Below are 16,360 nucleotides of genomic sequence, written 5' to 3' on the forward strand. Positions count from 1 at the left end.
CCAGATGGCATACCAGCCAGGCCATAAATGAAAAAAGCCCTTGAATATCAAGGGCTTAGTTCAAGTATCTGGCGGAGAGGGGGGGATTCGAACCCCCGAGGCGCTATAAACGCCTGCCTGATTTCGAGTCAGGTACATTCAACCGCTCTGCCACCTCTCCAGATGGTCCCCGGCGAACCGGGCTGCGAATAATAAGGGGCAACGGCTGCGCGGACAAGCGGTTTTTAACAAAAAAGCACTATTGGCCATCCAGGCGCTGCATTCCGCCAGCCAAACGAGTGTCTGCAGGCGCTTGCCGTACACCTCCATGAACGCGATGATGCAGTGACCTTCACAATTGAAACACCGCCCGCTCGGGCACTCATGATCGAATTCGGACACCTCAGTCACGTCGGCCTGCGCCGCCAGCTCAATGAAGACACCTACTACGGTGACGGCGAGCTTGGCTTGTGGCTGGTGGCCGACGGCATGGGCGGGCATGCCTGCGGCGAGGTAGCCAGCGCCCTGGCGCGCGAAACCATCGTCCGCGAGGTGCGCAACGGCGCTTCGCTGGTGCAGGCCATCCGCACCGCCGATGAGGAAATCATCCGCACCTCACGCCGCCGCAACGACAGCCTGCCGATGGGTACCACGGTGGTCGCCGCACGCGTGCAGGGCAATCGGTTCGAGGTGGCCTGGATTGGCGACAGCCGCGCCTATCTGTGGCGCGACGGCAAGCTCGGCCAGCTCAGCCAGGACCACAGTTATGTGCAGGAGCTGATCGCACAGGGCACGCTCACCGCCGAGCAGGCGCGCGCGCATCCGCACCGCAATGTGGTCACCCAGGCATTGGGCGTGACTGATCCGGCCCACCTCAACGTCGCCACCATGACCGGCGAACTGCGTCCGGGCATGCAGCTGCTGCTGTGCAGTGACGGACTTACCGAGGAAGTCGACGATGCCGGCCTCACCGAGGCACTGGCCCACGGCGACTGCAGCGCGCAGGAATGCGTGGATGCGCTGGTCGCCGCCGCACTGGATGGCGGCGGCTCGGACAATGTCACCGTCGTCCTCGTCCGCTGCCACTAAGGCAGCGTAATTCCATTCATTCAACGATCGGCGCGACTCAGGCCGGCTCGCTCGGCGCGGGCGCCGGCTCGCCGTCCCACCACGCATGGCCGGCCTTCTTGCGCAGCCTGGCCAGGCGCGCTTCGTGCGCTTCCTGCTCGGAAGCGGTCACCAGTACACGGGGACGCGGCAACAGCGCCGACACATCGAACGCCTGCACAACACCGCTGGCACTGGTCGATTCGGCTTCGGGCTGACCAAAACCGATCTCTTCCTGGCCCGAAGTCAGCGCGATATAGACGTCGGCAAGGATCTGCGCATCGAGCAGGCCGCCATGCAGCGTGCGGTGGGCGTTGTCCACGCCCAGCCGCCGGCACAGTGCATCCAGCGAGTTGCGCTGACCCGGATAGCGCTCGCGCGCCATCGCCAGGGTATCGGTCACCGTCACCCGGTTGGCCAGGCGGCCCTTGCCGGCCAGGCTCATCTCGTTTTCGAGGAAGCCCATGTCGAACGAAGCGTTGTGGATGATCAGCTCGGCGCCATCCACATAGGCCAGGAACTCATCCACCACTTCTTCGAAGCGCGGCTTGTCGGCGAGGAAGTCCAGGCTCAGGCCGGTGACTTCCGCCGCGCCGGATTCAAAATCGCAATCCGGCTTCAGGTAACGGTGGAAATTGTTGCCACTGGGCCGCCGCTCAAGCAGCTCCACGCAGCCGATTTCGACCACGCGGTTGCCCTTCTTCCATTCCAGGCCGGTGGTTTCGGTATCAAGGACGATCTGGCGCATCGGCTACCTCAGTTGCTCGCGGCGCCAGCGCGCACGCGGATTGCAGCATCGCGGGCCAGTTGGTCCACGCGTTCGTTGTCCGGATCACCGGAATGGCCTTTGACCCAGCGCCAGTCGATCTGATGGCGCTGCGTGGCCTCGTGCAGGCGCTCCCACAGGTCACGGTTCTTGACCGGGTCGCCGCCAGCGGTCTTCCAGTTGCGCCGCACCCAGCCCGGCATCCACTCGGTGATGCCCTGGCGCACGTACTGCGAATCGGTGAACAAGGTGATGTTGCAGGGCTCGCTGAGCGTTTCCAGGCCCATGATCGCAGCCATCAACTCCATCCGGTTGTTGGTGGTGTGGGCTTCGCCACCGGCCAGCTCGCGCTCATGGCCCTTGTAACGCAACAACGCGCCCCATCCGCCGGGGCCTGGATTGCCGAGGCAGGCGCCATCGGTATGTACTTCAATTGACTTCATAGTGTTCCGTTGAATTCAGGTCGCCACCGGGCCACGCCAACTGACGCGACTGGCCTTGATCGGGCCGATGTAAGCCTCGGTGCGTTTTTCAGCTTCCAGCACGCACAAGGCGCGCAGGGCCGGCAATGCCGTGCCCGGGGTGTTGCCCGACTGCGTCCACAGCGGGCCATAGTGCCGCAGCGAGCGACATCGTATGCCTTGCCGCTGCAATAGTGTCCTGCAGCGCGTCACCGAGGGTGGCCGCGCGCCCTGCCACTGCCAGTGCGCCCGGTAGGGACTGCAGCGGTTGAGCACTGTCACCCAGACCCGCCCGCCGGGCATCAGCACCCGCGCGCACTCGGACAGCAAGGGCTCCAGTTCCTCGGCCGCCGGGTGCTCGATGACGATGGCCTTGATCGACTCGCTGGGCAGCGGCAACGGCAGGCTGCAGCGCAGATCGCCAGCCCAGCCAGGCGCCTGCGGGTCACGGTGCAGGCGCAAGCCACGGCCCTGCGGAGGGAAATCGGGCTGCCAGCAGGCGTTGGGCGCCAGCCACAGCCATGGCGGCGAGGGAAATCCGCGCATTTGTTCAGACAGCAGCCGCTGCTCCCATTCGCGCATCGCCTGCGCCCCGGCTTTCTCAAACCAGGGCGAGACTGCAGCTTGACGGGGGGACGGGGCGGCAGGCATTTTCCAATTCTATGCGACTGATCGCCCTGCCCGCATTCCAGGACAACTACATCTGGGCGCTGCAAACGCCCGATGACCGCACGATTTTCGTCGACCCCGGCCAGGCCAGCCCGGTTTTCGAAGCCGCTGCGCAAGGCATGCAGCCTGCAGGTGTCCTGCTCACCCACCACCACGACGACCATATCGGCGGGGTGGCGGAGTTGCGTGAGCGCTGGCCGCGCTTGCGGGTCATCGCGCCGGTAGATGAACGCATCGCATTGGAATGTGAACGAGTCAGCGAAGGAGACCGGGTAGAATTGTCCGGCTTCGACTTCAGTGTGATGGAAGTTCCCGGTCACACCCGAAGCCATATTGCCTACTACGGCCACGACCATTTGTTCAGTGGCGACATGTTGTTCAGCTTGGGCTGTGGACGCATGTTCGAAGGTACGCCGGCCCAGATGTTGGCCTCGCTCCGGCGAATGGCCGCCCTGCCCCCACAGACACGGGTCTGCTGCGGGCACGAATACACGCTGGCCAATGCCGTGTTTGCGCGGCATGTCGACCCCACCAACGCGGCATTGCAGCGCCGCCAACAGGAAGCCTCGGACATGCGCAGCAGTTCCCGTCCTACCGTTCCCGCCATCCTGGCGAGCGAACTGGAATGCAATCCGTTTCTACGGACTGCCGATACCGCCATCGTTGCAGCGATCGCGGCGCGGCTTGGTCGCGCCCCCACCGACCAGGTGGAAGTCTTCGCCGAATTGCGGCGGTGGAAAGACGGTTTTCGCGCATGAGGCGGCTCAGTCTGCCGTTGGCGCTGGGGGTGTTGTTGGGCACGGGCAGCGGCAAGCTGGCCGCGCAGGGCCTCCCGATCAGCGCCGGCATGACCCAGAACGTCGCCGCACTGACCGCATTACCGTTGGACCCGGCCTCACTGCCGGCCCCGACCACCCGCAACGGACGCGAGATTTTCGCCAACTTCCGTGAGGGCCTGGCCGCACCACAATGTGACGCCGACGCCACCAGCGCACGCTGGCGCAAGCAGTTCTCGCATGCTCCGTCGCGACTGGGCAATGTCGAGGACGATGCGCTGCCACTGTTCGGCTACGTCGTCGACGAGCTGCGCAACGCCGGCCTGCCGACCGAATTCGCACTGATCCCCTTCGTTGAAAGCGGCTACCGCCCTGGTGCCCGCAATGCCAGCGGCCCGGCCGGGCTGTGGCAGTTCATCGCCACCACCGCCCGCAACCACCGCGTGCCGATGGAAAGCGGCTATGACGGCCGCCTCTCCGCTGTCGATTCCACCCGCGCCGCGGTGCGTTACCTGAAGACGCTGCATGGCATGTTCGCTGGTGATTGGCAGCTGGCAACGATGGCCTACAACGCTGGCGAATACCGCATCCTGCAATCACTGCGTCGTGGCGGCATGAACGCGCAGAACGCCACGGCTTCCGAGTTGCCGGGGTTGTCGCCGGTCACCTACGCCTATGTTGAAAAGCTGCACGCACTGGCCTGCGTGCTGGAACAGGCCGAGAACGAACCCGACCTGATGGCGGCACTGGACCGGCAGGTGCCGATCCTGAAGGGCCACACCCTGCCAGCCAACACCACCTTGGCGGCCTGGTCGGCGCAGAACGCGCTGGACCCGGCACGTATCGCCCGCCTCAACCCCGCCTTGACCAGTTCGCGTTCCGGCACCCGGGTGCTGGCACCGGCTGCAGCCATGGGCAGCGTCGAGAGCGACAACAGCGGCAGCCTACTGGTGGCCACCCGCGATGCAGCGCCTGCCGCAGCGCCGTCCGTCGCCAGCCGCCGTCCTGCTGCTCCCGCGCGCGCGGTCGCCTCGGCCAGCACTGGCAGCCGCCACACCGTACGCAGCGGCGAATCGGCCTGGACCATCGCCCGCCGCTACGGCATTTCGGTGAAGACCCTGCTGTCGTCCAACAACCTGGACGCCAGCGCAGTACTGAAGCCGGGCATGGTGCTGCGTTACGACGAAGTGCGCTGAGCCCTAGCTGCCAAGTGGGAACGAAAACAGAAGCCCGGCCAATGGCCGGGCTTCTGCGTTTGGCGTAGGTGTAGTGCCGAGCCATGCTCGGCAGGGGCTTTGCCGCTGACCTACACATTTGTGGGAGCGGCATAAGCCGCGAAACTGGGTGGTCCTTCCGATTGCGCGGATGGCGGCGATTCCATTGCTGTCGGCTTCGCGGCTTATGCCGCTCCTACAAAAGCTGGAGATTGCCGGCAATGCCCTTGCCGAGCATGGCTCGGCACTACCGGGCGCTGCTGGCTGTATTGGGAATGCCCCTGCCGAGCATGGCTCGGCACTGCATAACAAAAGCCCGGCTTTCGCCGGGCTTTTGTTTGTTGCTGCTCAGGTGCTTAGAGCTGGGATTCCTGCACCTGCACCTTGTAGCGCTTGCGCATGCCATCGACATAGGCCTTGGCTGCAGCGGCACCGTCGATCTGGCTCAGCTGGTCCTTGAGCATGGCCTGCTGCGCTTCCGGCACTTCGGCCGGGTTGCCCGGGGTCACCTTGGTGACCGCGAACACGGCATAGCGGCCCGGCTCCATCTCAACCTTGCCATAACTAGGCTTGTCGCCGACCGGAGCCGCAGCGGTGAACGCAGCGCGGTTGGCTTCAGCAGTCGGCATCGGTGCGGTGCGCGGCAGGCCCGGCATCGGCAGCAACTGCAGCTGCTCGCTGCCAGCCAATGCCTGCAGCGTCTGGCCGGCGTTCAACTTGGCCAGCAGTGCGTCAGCCGCCTTCTTCGAGGCCTCTTCGGCACGGTGCAAACGCACTGCAGCGATCACCTGTTCACGCGCCTGCGCCAGCGGAATCGCCTGCTCCGGGGTGTGGGCGGTGACGCGGACCATGACCGTGTGGTTCGGAGCCAGCTCGATCGGATCGCTGACCGTACCGTCTTCCTTCAAGGTATCGGAGAACACAGCCTTCAGCACGGCCGGATTGGCGGCGATACCGCTGGCGGTGGCACGGTTGAACGGACCCAGGGTCTGCACCGGCAAGCCAACTTCCTTGGCTGCGCCAGCCAGCTCGGTCGGGTTCTTGTAAACCAGGTCGACCAGGCGACCACTCAGGTCGTTGAATGCCTTCTCGGTATCAGCCTGCAGCTGCTCGGCAGCCAGCTGATCACGCACTTCCTCGAACGGACGGCCTTCGCCACCCTTGATCTCGCGCAGCTTCAGCACGTGGTAGCCGAACTCGGTCTTGACCGGGCCAACCACGTCACCGGCCTTCATGGCGAACAGCGCGTCTTCGAACGGCTTGACCATCACGCCCTTCTCAACCCAGCCCAGGTCGCCACCGGAATCCTTGGAGCCCGGATCTTCCGAGTTGGCCTTGGCCAGTGCGGCGAAATCGGCGCCCGGCTGCTTGGCTTCGGCTGCCAGTTTGGCGGCCTTGGCCTCGGCTGCCTTTTCATCGCTGCCCTTGGCAATCAGGATGTGCGAAGCCAGACGCTGGTCGGCGCTGACAAAACGCGCCTTCTCATCTTCATAGCGCTGACGCAGCGTAGCCTCATTGGCAGCAGTCGCTGCCGGCATGCTGGCAGCGTTGAGCTCGACGTATTCGATGGTGACGCTTTCCGCCTGACGGAAATCCTTCGGATGCGCCTTGTACCACTGGTCGATCTCGGCATCGGTGACTGCGGCGGTATCCGCGGCAACGACCGGCAACAGTGCGAATTCCACATCACGGGTTTCGCCCAGCAGCTTGAGCAGACGCTCGCTTTCGCCCTTGGTGGTGAAGCCCGATTGGGCCAGTGCGGAAGGAATGATCGACTGCTGCAGGCTGGAACGTACCAGCTGCTCGAACATGGCCGGCGTACGCGGCGGCATGCTCTGCGCCAGCGCCAGGCGGTACTGGTCCGGGTCGAACTTGCCGTCCTTCTGGAACGCCGGGATCGCAGCGATGTAGTCACGCACAGCCTTGTCACCGATGACGATATGCGCGTCTTCGGCAGCCAGGCGCACCACCTGCTCGTCGATCAGCTGATCGAGCACGAGGCGCTTGTTCTCGGCGGTTTCGAACTCGCGCGGGTCGAAGTTGTCGCCCTGCTGCTCACGCGCCTGCATGCGTGCCTGTTCAAAACGGGCACGGAAGTCCTCGACGCTGACTTCGTGGTGGTTCCACAGGAAGGACATCGGCCACCACGACGGCGCCGAGGTCCACCACGACGGCGGGGCCGACACTTTGGCAACGTTCTGTGCGCCGACGCCACCGAGGTAGCTGTTGTCGATCACAAACAGGAACGGAATCATCAACAGGCCCATGATCACCGTAACGATCCAGCCTGAGGTCTTGTCGCGAAGTTTCTGCAGCATGGGCAAATCGAGGCCTGAGTGGCGAGCCGGGCAGTTTAACCCGCTTCCTGCCCCGCGCCCAACTCGGCCGCTGCCAATAGCGGGCCAAAAAAAAAAGCCCCCGGCTTGCGCCGAGGGCTTTGAGACATCTGGCGGAGCGGACGGGACTCGAACCCGCGACCTCCGGCGTGACAGGCCAGCATTCTAACCAACTGAACTACCGCTCCACATTTGACTCGACCACCACCGGTTGCCCGGGGGCGCGCACTCCGAAGAGCGACTTGATTAAATGGCGGAGCGGACGGGACTCGAACCCGCGACCTCCGGCGTGACAGGCCAGCATTCTAACCAACTGAACTACCGCTCCACACTTTCAAACTGTACTGCAATGCTTAACTTGGTGGGTGCTGAGGGTTTCGAACCCCCGACCCTCTCCGTGTAAGGGAGACGCTCTACCGCTGAGCTAAGCACCCCAGCTGAGCCGCTTAGTTTACAGCGTCTTTCAGAGCTTTACCAGCCTTGAAGGCAGGATTTTTTGCAGCAGCGATTTTGATCTCTTCGCCGGTCTTCGGGTTACGGCCGGTGCGCGCAGCGCGCTCACGAACCTGGAACGTACCGAAGCCCACCAGAGTCACGGCATCACCCTTCTTCAGGGCCTTGGTGATCTCGGCGATGACGGCATCAACCGCACGGCCAGCTTCAGCCTTGGTCAGGTCAGCAGCACCGGCAACGCCATCAATCAATTCGGTCTTGTTCATTCTGTAAAACTCCCTTTGCGGTAATCCGCGGAATTATTGAGTGGCACCCGTACGTCCCCAAGACGCACGACTGCCGAAGAACCTGCAAACACGCCGACAAAAAAACCACTGCCGCGTGAGTCGCACTTTTATACCAGCGCCCCCCTACCCGCGCAAGCTGAAAAGCCTTTAATGACGCGGGTTTTGAGGGGTTTTACGTTCACATTTCAGTGCTTGACGCGGGCCGTGGGAGCTGCCTTCGCCTTGCCGCGAACTGCGACACGCTGCGCACTTTTACCGGCTTTCTTCGGCCTCAGCGGCGTTGCCAATGCGATATCCAGCACTTCGTCGATCCACTTCACCGGCACGATGGTCAGGTCGCGGGTGACATTGGCCGGGATATCCACCAGGTCCTTGCGGTTCTCTTCGGGGATGACCACGGTACGGATGCCACCGCGCAGCGCGGCCAGCAGCTTCTCCTTCAGACCACCGATCGCGGTCACGCGACCACGCAGGGTGATCTCACCAGTCATCGCCACTCCGGCCTTGACCGGCACCTTGGTCAGCGTGGACACCAGCGAAGTCACCATCGCAATGCCTGCGCTCGGGCCGTCCTTCGGCGTCGCGCCATCGGGCACGTGCAGGTGAACATCGTGCTTCTGCAGGAAATCCACGTCGATGCCGAGTGCCTCGGCACGTGCACGCACCACCGACAAGGCAGCCGTGGCCGATTCCTTCATCACATTGCCAAGCTGGCCGGTGAGCGTGACCGCGCCCTTGCCCGGGATCAGCGTCGACTCGACCTGCAGCAGCTCGCCGCCGACTTCCGTCCAGGCCAGGCCGGTGACCAGGCCGATCTCGTTTTCTTCCTCGGCACGGCCGAAGTCGAAACGCTGCACGCCCAGGTACTTGTCCAGGTTCTTCGCATCCACAACCACCAGCGCCTTCGGCTTCTTGGCCGACTTCTTGGCGGCGGCTTTCTTCACCGGCTGCGGACCGGCCAGGGCGATCTCCTTCACTACCTTGCGGCAGATCTTGGCGATTTCGCGCTCGAGGTTACGCACGCCGGATTCGCGCGTGTAATAACGCACGATGCCGCGGATGGCATCTTCTTCGATTGCCAGCTCTTCAGCCTTCAGGCCATTGGCCTTGAGCTGCTTGCCCAGCAGGTAGCGCATGGCGATGTTGAGCTTCTCATCCTCGGTGTAACCCGGGATGCGGATCACTTCCATGCGGTCCAGCAACGGGCCCGGAATGTTCAAGGAGTTGGAGGTAGCCACGAACATCACTTCGCTCAGGTCCAGGTCGACCTCGAGGTAGTGATCGTTGAAGGCGTTGTTCTGCTCCGGGTCCAGCACTTCGAGCAGTGCCGAGGACGGATCGCCGCGGAAATCCATCGACATCTTGTCGATCTCATCCAGCACGAACAGCGGGTTCTTGCTGCCGACCTTGTTGAGGTTCTGCACGATGCGGCCCGGCATCGAACCGACATAGGTACGGCGATGGCCACGGATCTCGGCTTCGTCACGCACGCCGCCCAGGCTCATGCGCACGAACTTGCGGTTGGTGGCCTTGGCGATGGACTGACCCAGCGAGGTCTTGCCCACGCCCGGCGGACCGACCAGGCACAGGATCGGGCCCTTCATCTGCTTCACCCGCGCCTGCACCGCAAGGTATTCAAGGATGCGATCCTTGACCTTGTCCAGACCGTAATGGTCGGCGTCCAGCGTGTCCTGCGCGACCTTCAGGTCCTTGCGGACCTTGGTGCGCTTCTTCCACGGCACGCCCAGCAGCCATTCCAGATAATTGCGCACCACCGCGGCTTCGGCCGACATCGGCGACATCTGCTTGAGCTTGTTGAGCTCGTTCTTGGCCTTGGTTTCCACAGGCTTGGGCATGCCGGCTTCGGCGATCTTGCGCGCCAGTTCTTCCATCTCACCCGGCGCTTCATCCAGGTCACCCAGTTCTTTCTGGATGGCCTTCATCTGCTCGTTGAGGTAGTACTCGCGCTGGCTCTTTTCCATCTGCGACTTGACGCGGCCGCGGATGCGTTTTTCCAGCTGTTGCACGTCGATTTCGCCGTCGACCAGGCCGACCAGCATTTCCAGCCGATCGCCGACCTGCAGGGTTTCCAGCAGCTTCTGCTTGTCGGCCAGGCGCACGCCGATGTGCGCAGCGATGGTATCGGCCAGACGCGTTGGTTCTTCGATGCCAGCCAGGGTCTGCAACAGCTCCGGCGGCAGCTTGCGGTTGGTCTTGACGTACTGCTCGAACAGCGACATCAGCGAACGGGCAATCGCCTCGATCTCACGCGGCTCGCGCGATTCGTCCGATTCGATTTCCGTGCCATGGCCCTGCAGCGAGCCGTCCTGCTCATAGACCTTGTCCACGGCAACGCGCGACAGGCCTTCGACCAGCACCTTGATGGTGCCGTCGGGCAGCTTCAGCAACTGCAGCACCTGCGCCAGGGTGCCGACGGTGTACAGGTCGGCGGCCGCCGGGTCGTCGGTTTCAGCCGACTTCTGCGCAAGCAGCAGGATGCGCTTGTCGGCCTCCATCGCGCGCTCCAGCGCCTGCATGGACTTGTCGCGGCCCACGAACAGGGGGATGACCATGTGCGGGAACACCACCACGTCGCGTAGCGGCAGGACCGGCAGGTCGAGGACTTCGAGTTGGGACTGGGCCATGGGGGCTCCGAGATTCGGTGGAGGCTAAATAAAAAAGCCGATGGCCCCGTTATGGGGCCATCGGCGAGGTGTTGCAAGAGCTGTCGAAAGCTGAACGTGAGCGGCGCGACCGCCTATTCACCTCAGCTCGCCCGGGTTCACTCGCCAGAGGCGGTTTTGACCGGTTCCGGCGGCGCCTGGTAGACGATGTACGGCTCGGATTTGTTCTCGATGACCGACTCGTCCACGACCACCTTGCTGACGTTTTCCTGCGAGGGCAGCTCGTACATGGTGTCCAGCAGCACCGACTCGACGATGGTGCGCAGGCCACGGGCGCCGGTCTTGCGCTTGAGCGCCTTCTTGGCGATGGCCGACAGCGCATCGGGACGGAACTCCAGCTCCACGTTCTCCATCTCGAACAGCTTCTTGAACTGCTTGGTGATGGCGTTCTTGGGCTCGGTCAGGATTTGGATCAGAGCGGCTTCGTCCAGCTCTTCCAGGGTCGCGACCACCGGCAGGCGGCCAACGAATTCCGGGATCAGGCCGAACTTGATCAGGTCTTCCGGCTCCACTTCGGCCAGCACCTTGCCCACTTCCTGCTTGCGCTCGGCACTCTTCACCTTGGCACCGAAACCAATGCTGCTGGTGTCGATGGAACGGGCCTGGATCACCTTGTCCAGGCCGGCGAACGCGCCGCCGCAGATGAACAGGATGTTCTTGGTGTCGACCTGCAGGAATTCCTGCTGCGGGTGCTTGCGGCCGCCCTGCGGCGGAACGCTGGCCACGGTGCCTTCGATCAGCTTCAGCAGGGCCTGCTGTACGCCTTCGCCGGACACATCGCGGGTGATCGACGGGTTCTCGCTCTTGCGCGAGATCTTGTCGATTTCATCGATGTAGACGATGCCCTGCTGTGCTTTCTCGACGTCGTAGTCGCACTTCTGCAGCAGCTTCTGGATGATGTTTTCCACATCCTCGCCCACGTAACCGGCTTCGGTCAGGGTGGTCGCATCGGCCATGGTGAACGGCACGTTGAGCAGGCGCGCCAGCGTTTCGGCCAGCAGCGTCTTGCCCGAACCGGTCGGGCCGACCAGCAGGATGTTGGACTTGGACAGCTCGACGTCGTCGCTCTTGGAACGGCTCTCGATGCGCTTGTAGTGGTTGTACACCGCAACCGCCAGCGTGCGCTTGGCGCGGTTCTGGCCAATCACGTACTGGTCGAGCACCTCGAGGATCTCGCGCGGCTTGGGCAGCGAACTGCGCGCCGACTGCGCCTTTTCCTCAAGTTCCTCACGGATGATGTCGTTGCACAGCTCCACGCATTCATCACAGATGAACACGCTCGGGCCTGCGATCAGCTTACGGACTTCGTGCTGACTCTTGCCGCAGAACGAGCAGTACAGAATCTTGCCACTGCTGTCCCCGGTACGACCTTGCCGGTCTTCGCTCATGCTTCGCTTACCCAGTTGCTTCCCCCTCTGAACAGGGGGTTCAATTTCGAGAATAGCACAGGGCCGGAGGGACACCAGTCCGGTTCCGACCCTGCAAAATCAGGCCGATTTTCTGGCCGTTCAACGCATCAGGACGCCTGGATGCTCTCTTCCGGACGACGCTCCAGCACCTGGTCCACCAGGCCGTAAGCCGCAGCTTCGGCCGCGCTCTTGAAGTTGTCACGCTCGGTATCGCGGGCGATGGTCTCCAGGTCCTGGCCGGTGTGCTTGGCCAGCACTTCGTTCAGGCGCGAACGCAGGGTCAGGATTTCACGGGCGTGGATGTCGATGTCCGTGGCCTGGCCCTGGTAGCCGCCGAGCGGCTGGTGGATCATCACGCGCGAGTTCGGCAGCGCGAAACGCTTGCCCGGCGCACCGGCCGCCAGCAGCAGCGCGCCCATCGAGGCGGCCTGGCCGATGCAGGTGGTGCTCACGTCCGGCTTGATGTACTGCATGGTGTCGTAGATCGCCATGCCGGCAGTGACCACGCCGCCCGGCGAGTTGATGTAGATGCTGATTTCCTTTTCCGGGTTTTCCGATTCAAGGAACAGCAGCTGCGCCACCACAACGTTCGCCATGTGGTCGTCGATCGGACCGACCAGGAAAATCAGGCGCTCTTTGAGCAGGCGCGAATAGATATCGTAGGCGCGCTCGCCGCGGCTGGTCTGTTCGACCACCATCGGAACCATGTTCAGAGCTTTGGTTCGGTTGTCCATTACGTGAGGCACCTATTTTGGGAGGGAACTCCCCGCGCCGTAGCGCGGGGATGAAACACCGCCAGCTTACTGGCGGATGGCTTCCTGGAACGTCAAGGCCTGCTCGGTGTGCTGGGCACGCTCGGCGATCCAGTCGATCACCTGCTCTTCCATCACGCGGTTCTGCAGGCCAGCCATAAGCTGGGGATCATTGCGGTACATCTCAATGACCTGCTCCGGCTCTTCGTAGGTCGAGGCGATCAGGCGCATGGTTTCGTTCAGACGCTTCGGGTCCAGGCGCAGCTCGTTCTTGCGGGCCACTTCGCCGACCAGCAGGCCGACCAGCACGCGCTTGGAAGCGGCGTCCTTGAAGCCTTCGTGGGCATCGGCCGGCACGTCGCCCGGGTTGCCGCCCTGGCGACGGATGGCATCGATCTGCTGGGCCAGCATCGAACGGGCTTCGCCCTCGACCAGGCGCGGCGGCAGCTCGACCGAGGAATAGGCGGCAATCAGCTGCTCACCCACTTCACGGCGCAGGCGGTTCATCAGCGCGCCCTTGAGCTCGCGCTCCAGGTTGGAACGGATGTCGGCGCGGAACTGCTCCACATCGCCGTTCTTCACGCCGAAGCTCTTGATGAAGGCGGTGTCGACTTCCGGCATGTCCTGCTCGGACACTTCAACGGCCTTGACGGTGACCTGCACGGTCTTGCCCGCCAGCGCCGGCACGCGCCAGTCAGCCGGGAACTCGACATCCAGGGTCTTTTCTTCACCCTTGGCCAGGCCGATCAGGCCCTTTTCGATCTGCTCGAACATCATGCCCTGGCCGATGATGATGGCGCCCTTCTCGACACCCTCGGCCGGCAGACGCTCGTCGCCAGCCTGCGACCAGGTTTCCAGGCCGACCAGATCGCCTTCCTGGGCGCCGCGTGCAACCGGCTTCCAGGTGCGGCGCTGGGCGCGCAGGTTCTCGATCATCTGGTCGATGTCGGCATCGCTGATTTCGGCGGTGTGGCGCACGACGGTCAGCTTGGTGACGTCGACGTCGCCGAAGTCCGGGATCAGCTCAACGGTGGCAACGAAGTCGAACTCGCCTTCGCCGGCCTTGTCGATGCGCGGGTTACCGGCAATGCGCAGCTCGTGCTGGCGCAGGGCCGCGTCAAAGGTCTCGCGCAGCAGGCCGTCCAGCGCCTCGGCACGCACCTGCGGGCCAAAACGCTGTTCGATCACCTTGGCCGGCACCTTGCCCGGACGGAAACCCTTGATGCGCGCGGTGCGCGCGATTTCGCCCAGACGGCCGCTGATATGCCCCTGCAGACGCTCTTCCGGCAGCGAGAAGCTCAGGCGGCGTTCCAGATTGCCGGTGGATTCGATCGAAGCTTGCATGTTGACTCCTGCCACCGGCGGCAACCGCGCCGGTTCGATGTGATGGATGAAACGGTTGTAGGGCGCGGTTATGCACCGCAGCCCTTTAGTTTGGCCGATATCGCCCGTGGCCGCCAGCGGGCAGACCCATACAGGTTGTCTGAAAAGGCCCGCAGCGGGCAGAGAACACCACTGACTGGTGCGAAAGGGGGGACTCGAACCCCCACGCCTTGCGGCACTGGAACCTAAATCCAGGGCGTCTACCAATTCCGCCACTTTCGCAATACTGACTCAGGGCAGCATTGTTGCAGGAGCGTCAGCAAAGCGGAAGCCGAGCCCACTTGCGCACATCTGCAACCCTGGCCGGCCAACGCCACCCTGACTAAGAAAAAAGCCGCCAGATTTCTCCAGCGGCTTCTTGATTTGGTGGGCTGTCAAGGATTCGAACCTTGGACCTATTGATTAAGAGTCAACTGCTCTACCAACTGAGCTAACAGCCCTGAAACTTCGAGGTGAATTCTACACTACAAGCGTGCTTCATGCACCCGCCCAAAACACCGGGCTTACATAAAAAGAGAAAGCCGCTGGATTGCTCCAGCGGCTTTCTTGATTTGGTGGGCTGTCAAGGATTCGAACCTTGGACCTATTGATTAAGAGTCAACTGCTCTACCAACTGAGCTAACAGCCCTGAAAATCAGGAGGCGAATAATGCCCCATCCTGACTTTTATTGCAAGCCCGGATTTTACTCCGAAGCCTTGAAACAGTGGGGTGGCTGAGGGGATTCGAACCCCCGACCACCGGAATCACAATCCGGTACTCTAACCAACTGAGCTACAGCCACCACTGAAACCTTGCTACCTACCGCTTGCACCTGATGGCGCGCCCGACAGGAATCGAACCTGTAACCGCCGGCTTAGAAGGCCGGTGCTCTATCCAGTTGAGCTACGGGCGCTCTGACCGGACTGTCGCACTCCAACACGCGCTTGGTGCGTTGGATGGTCGGGGTAGAGGGATTCGAACCCCCGACATCCTGCTCCCAAAGCAGGCGCGCTACCAGACTGCGCTATACCCCGGCGGTGAATCCTTCCAATGCCCCGGAAAGGTCGGCTATTGTGGGAAAAACGCACCAACCTGTCAACGGTAAATTTCATTTAATTTGAATTGGGTATGCTTGCGTCCAATTCCCGCCCACTTCATAGCAACGGAGCATTGCATGCGCAGCGGCAACCCTGCCCTTTCCGATACCACCTTCCTCGACCTTGGCAGCGGCAGCGTGGTGTCACGCGGCGCCGATGCAATGACCATCAATGGCACCGTCAACAAGACCGCCATCCTGCTGGTGCTGGCTGCATTGACTGCTGCGTTCGCATGGAACGGTACCATCAGCGACAGCGGCGAACTGCTGCCGGCGGCCAAGCTCTACATGTGGGGCGGCCTGATCGTCGGCTTCATCCTGTCGCTGGTGACCATCTTCAAGAAGACCTGGGCGCCGGTCAGCGCGCCGCTGTATGCACTGGCTGAAGGCCTGTTCCTCGGCTCGATCTCGGCCGTCTACGAAGTGCGCTTCAACGGCATCGTGTTCCAGGCGGTACTGCTGACCTTCGGCACGCTGTTCGCCCTGCTGTTCGCCTATCGCAGCGGCCTGATCAAGGCCACCGAAAACTTCAAACTGGGCGTGGTTGCGGCCACCGGCGGCATCGCCCTGGTCTACCTGGCCACCATCGTGCTGGGCTTGTTCAACATCAACATCCCCTACATCCACGGCTCAGGCCTGATCGGCATCGGTTTCAGCCTGTTCGTGGTGGTGATCGCGGCGTTGAACCTGGTACTGGATTTCGACTTCATCGAAAGCGGCGTGGAAGCCGGCGCACCGAAGTACATGGAGTGGTACGGCGCGTTCGGATTGATGGTCACCCTGGTGTGGCTGTACATCGAGTTCCTGCGCCTGCTGTCGAAGCTGCAGTCGCGCAACTGAGGCGGTTGCAAGCTGCACGCCAAGGGCGCCCATTGGGCGCCCTTTTGTTTTGTAGTGGCGGGGCCCGGGCGGCGGGGGGGCGTCGGCGAACACGCCCCACCCCGCAACGCGAGGGGGCGGGGAGCAACCAAAAAAGAGCGCCGGGGCGGGGCGCGGACGGGGGGCCCG

The 16,360-nt window shown here is 62.9% G+C and carries 13 protein-coding genes and 10 tRNA genes; 4 read left to right on the forward strand and 19 right to left on the reverse strand.

Annotation, left to right across the window (positions count from 1 at the left end; genetic code table 11):
* Nucleotides 1–69: 69 nt before the first annotated feature.
* Nucleotides 70–160 (reverse strand) — tRNA-Ser (locus ACVOL0_RS12915).
* 203 nt (nucleotides 161–363) lie between these two features.
* Between ACVOL0_RS12915 and ACVOL0_RS12920 the strand changes: the two genes are divergently transcribed.
* Nucleotides 364–1,068 (forward strand): PP2C family protein-serine/threonine phosphatase, encoded by a 705-nt coding sequence (locus tag ACVOL0_RS12920; RefSeq protein ID WP_481549448.1) that lies wholly within the window; start codon nucleotides 364–366, stop codon nucleotides 1,066–1,068.
* Between the two features lie 37 nt (nucleotides 1,069–1,105).
* Here the strand turns inward: ACVOL0_RS12920 and dnaQ are convergent, their stop codons facing one another.
* Genes dnaQ through ACVOL0_RS12935 form a run of 3 tightly spaced genes read right to left on the reverse strand, consistent with a single transcriptional unit; the run spans nucleotide 1,106 to nucleotide 2,859 of the window.
* The gene (dnaQ, locus tag ACVOL0_RS12925; RefSeq protein WP_481549449.1) at nucleotides 1,106–1,834 is read right to left on the reverse strand and encodes a DNA polymerase III subunit epsilon; all 729 of its coding nucleotides are present in this window, start codon (nucleotides 1,832–1,834) and stop codon (nucleotides 1,106–1,108) included.
* Between the two features lie 8 nt (nucleotides 1,835–1,842).
* The gene (gene rnhA / locus ACVOL0_RS12930) at nucleotides 1,843–2,295 is read right to left on the reverse strand and encodes a ribonuclease HI (RefSeq protein WP_282270937.1); all 453 of its coding nucleotides are present in this window, start codon (nucleotides 2,293–2,295) and stop codon (nucleotides 1,843–1,845) included.
* A gap of 15 nt (nucleotides 2,296–2,310) precedes the next feature.
* The gene (locus ACVOL0_RS12935; protein WP_481549450.1) at nucleotides 2,311–2,859 is read right to left on the reverse strand and encodes a class I SAM-dependent methyltransferase; all 549 of its coding nucleotides are present in this window, start codon (nucleotides 2,857–2,859) and stop codon (nucleotides 2,311–2,313) included.
* Nucleotides 2,860–2,975: 116 nt separating this feature from the next.
* Between ACVOL0_RS12935 and gloB the strand changes: the two genes are divergently transcribed.
* Together gloB and ACVOL0_RS12945 are read left to right on the forward strand one after the other, a co-directional pair.
* Complete coding sequence (gene gloB, locus ACVOL0_RS12940; protein WP_481549451.1) at nucleotides 2,976–3,740, forward strand: hydroxyacylglutathione hydrolase; 765 nt, start codon at nucleotides 2,976–2,978, stop codon at nucleotides 3,738–3,740.
* Nucleotides 3,737–4,954 (forward strand): lytic transglycosylase domain-containing protein, encoded by a 1,218-nt coding sequence (locus tag ACVOL0_RS12945; protein WP_481549452.1) that lies wholly within the window; start codon nucleotides 3,737–3,739, stop codon nucleotides 4,952–4,954. The genes gloB and ACVOL0_RS12945 overlap by 4 nt, the downstream gene beginning before the upstream one ends.
* Nucleotides 4,955–5,328: 374 nt before the next feature.
* On the opposite strand, the gene ACVOL0_RS12950 is transcribed toward ACVOL0_RS12945, so the two are convergent.
* From ACVOL0_RS12950 to ACVOL0_RS13020, 15 genes are all read right to left on the reverse strand, one after another.
* Entirely contained in the window at nucleotides 5,329–7,290 is a 1,962-nt protein-coding gene (locus ACVOL0_RS12950) for a peptidyl-prolyl cis-trans isomerase (protein WP_481549453.1), read from the reverse strand.
* A 129-nt stretch (nucleotides 7,291–7,419) separates the two neighbouring features.
* Nucleotides 7,420–7,496 (reverse strand) — tRNA-Asp (locus tag ACVOL0_RS12955).
* A 63-nt stretch (nucleotides 7,497–7,559) separates the two neighbouring features.
* Nucleotides 7,560–7,636, reverse strand: a tRNA-Asp gene (locus tag ACVOL0_RS12960).
* Nucleotides 7,637–7,667: 31 nt separating this feature from the next.
* Nucleotides 7,668–7,742: transfer RNA gene (locus tag ACVOL0_RS12965), tRNA-Val, on the reverse strand.
* Between the two features lie 12 nt (nucleotides 7,743–7,754).
* Nucleotides 7,755–8,027 carry an HU family DNA-binding protein gene (locus tag ACVOL0_RS12970; RefSeq protein ID WP_282270927.1) on the reverse strand — a complete coding sequence of 91 codons (273 nt, stop codon included), beginning with the start codon at nucleotides 8,025–8,027 and terminating at the stop codon, nucleotides 7,755–7,757.
* A gap of 206 nt (nucleotides 8,028–8,233) precedes the next feature.
* On the reverse strand, nucleotides 8,234–10,693 hold the full coding sequence (lon, locus tag ACVOL0_RS12975) for an endopeptidase La (RefSeq protein WP_481549454.1): 2,460 nt from the start codon (nucleotides 10,691–10,693) through the stop codon (nucleotides 8,234–8,236).
* 137 nt (nucleotides 10,694–10,830) lie between these two features.
* Nucleotides 10,831–12,120, reverse strand: a complete 1,290-nt coding sequence (gene clpX / locus ACVOL0_RS12980; RefSeq protein WP_481549455.1) for an ATP-dependent Clp protease ATP-binding subunit ClpX — start codon at nucleotides 12,118–12,120, stop codon at nucleotides 10,831–10,833.
* 128 nt (nucleotides 12,121–12,248) lie between these two features.
* The gene (clpP, locus tag ACVOL0_RS12985; RefSeq protein ID WP_057629317.1) at nucleotides 12,249–12,875 is read right to left on the reverse strand and encodes an ATP-dependent Clp endopeptidase proteolytic subunit ClpP; all 627 of its coding nucleotides are present in this window, start codon (nucleotides 12,873–12,875) and stop codon (nucleotides 12,249–12,251) included.
* Between the two features lie 66 nt (nucleotides 12,876–12,941).
* On the reverse strand, nucleotides 12,942–14,237 hold the full coding sequence (gene tig, locus ACVOL0_RS12990) for a trigger factor (protein WP_481549456.1): 1,296 nt from the start codon (nucleotides 14,235–14,237) through the stop codon (nucleotides 12,942–12,944).
* Nucleotides 14,238–14,413: 176 nt separating this feature from the next.
* A tRNA-Leu gene (locus ACVOL0_RS12995) sits at nucleotides 14,414–14,498 on the reverse strand.
* Between the two features lie 142 nt (nucleotides 14,499–14,640).
* Nucleotides 14,641–14,716 (reverse strand) — tRNA-Lys (locus ACVOL0_RS13000).
* Nucleotides 14,717–14,828: 112 nt separating this feature from the next.
* Nucleotides 14,829–14,904 (reverse strand) — tRNA-Lys (locus ACVOL0_RS13005).
* 77 nt (nucleotides 14,905–14,981) lie between these two features.
* Nucleotides 14,982–15,058 (reverse strand) — tRNA-His (locus ACVOL0_RS13010).
* A gap of 34 nt (nucleotides 15,059–15,092) precedes the next feature.
* Nucleotides 15,093–15,169 (reverse strand) — tRNA-Arg (locus ACVOL0_RS13015).
* Nucleotides 15,170–15,213: 44 nt separating this feature from the next.
* Nucleotides 15,214–15,290, reverse strand: a tRNA-Pro gene (locus tag ACVOL0_RS13020).
* Between the two features lie 140 nt (nucleotides 15,291–15,430).
* On the opposite strand from ACVOL0_RS13020, the gene ACVOL0_RS13025 reads away from it, so the two are divergent.
* Nucleotides 15,431–16,192: a Bax inhibitor-1/YccA family protein gene (locus ACVOL0_RS13025; RefSeq protein WP_481507713.1), complete on the forward strand. Its 762-nt coding sequence runs from the start codon at nucleotides 15,431–15,433 to the stop codon at nucleotides 16,190–16,192.
* The last annotated feature ends 168 nt before the right edge of the window (nucleotides 16,193–16,360 follow it).

It is taken from the genome of Stenotrophomonas sp. STEN021 (assembly GCF_056760175.1).

Coding starts and splice junctions, on each gene's coding strand:
- ACVOL0_RS12970 (WP_282270927.1), bottom strand. CDS start 8,027: ATGAACAAGACCGAATTGATTGATGGCGTTGCCGGTGCTGCTGACCTG.
- tig (WP_481549456.1), bottom strand. CDS start 14,237: ATGCAAGCTTCGATCGAATCCACCGGCAATCTGGAACGCCGCCTGAGC.
- rnhA (WP_282270937.1), bottom strand. CDS start 2,295: ATGAAGTCAATTGAAGTACATACCGATGGCGCCTGCCTCGGCAATCCA.
- clpP (WP_057629317.1), bottom strand. CDS start 12,875: ATGGACAACCGAACCAAAGCTCTGAACATGGTTCCGATGGTGGTCGAA.
- dnaQ (WP_481549449.1), bottom strand. CDS start 1,834: ATGCGCCAGATCGTCCTTGATACCGAAACCACCGGCCTGGAATGGAAG.
- gloB (WP_481549451.1), top strand. CDS start 2,976: ATGCGACTGATCGCCCTGCCCGCATTCCAGGACAACTACATCTGGGCG.
- ACVOL0_RS12935 (WP_481549450.1), bottom strand. CDS start 2,859: ATGCGCGGATTTCCCTCGCCGCCATGGCTGTGGCTGGCGCCCAACGCC.
- ACVOL0_RS12950 (WP_481549453.1), bottom strand. CDS start 7,290: ATGCTGCAGAAACTTCGCGACAAGACCTCAGGCTGGATCGTTACGGTG.
- clpX (WP_481549455.1), bottom strand. CDS start 12,120: ATGAGCGAAGACCGGCAAGGTCGTACCGGGGACAGCAGTGGCAAGATT.
- lon (WP_481549454.1), bottom strand. CDS start 10,693: ATGGCCCAGTCCCAACTCGAAGTCCTCGACCTGCCGGTCCTGCCGCTA.
- ACVOL0_RS13025 (WP_481507713.1), top strand. CDS start 15,431: ATGCGCAGCGGCAACCCTGCCCTTTCCGATACCACCTTCCTCGACCTT.
- ACVOL0_RS12945 (WP_481549452.1), top strand. CDS start 3,737: ATGAGGCGGCTCAGTCTGCCGTTGGCGCTGGGGGTGTTGTTGGGCACG.
- ACVOL0_RS12920 (WP_481549448.1), top strand. CDS start 364: ATGATCGAATTCGGACACCTCAGTCACGTCGGCCTGCGCCGCCAGCTC.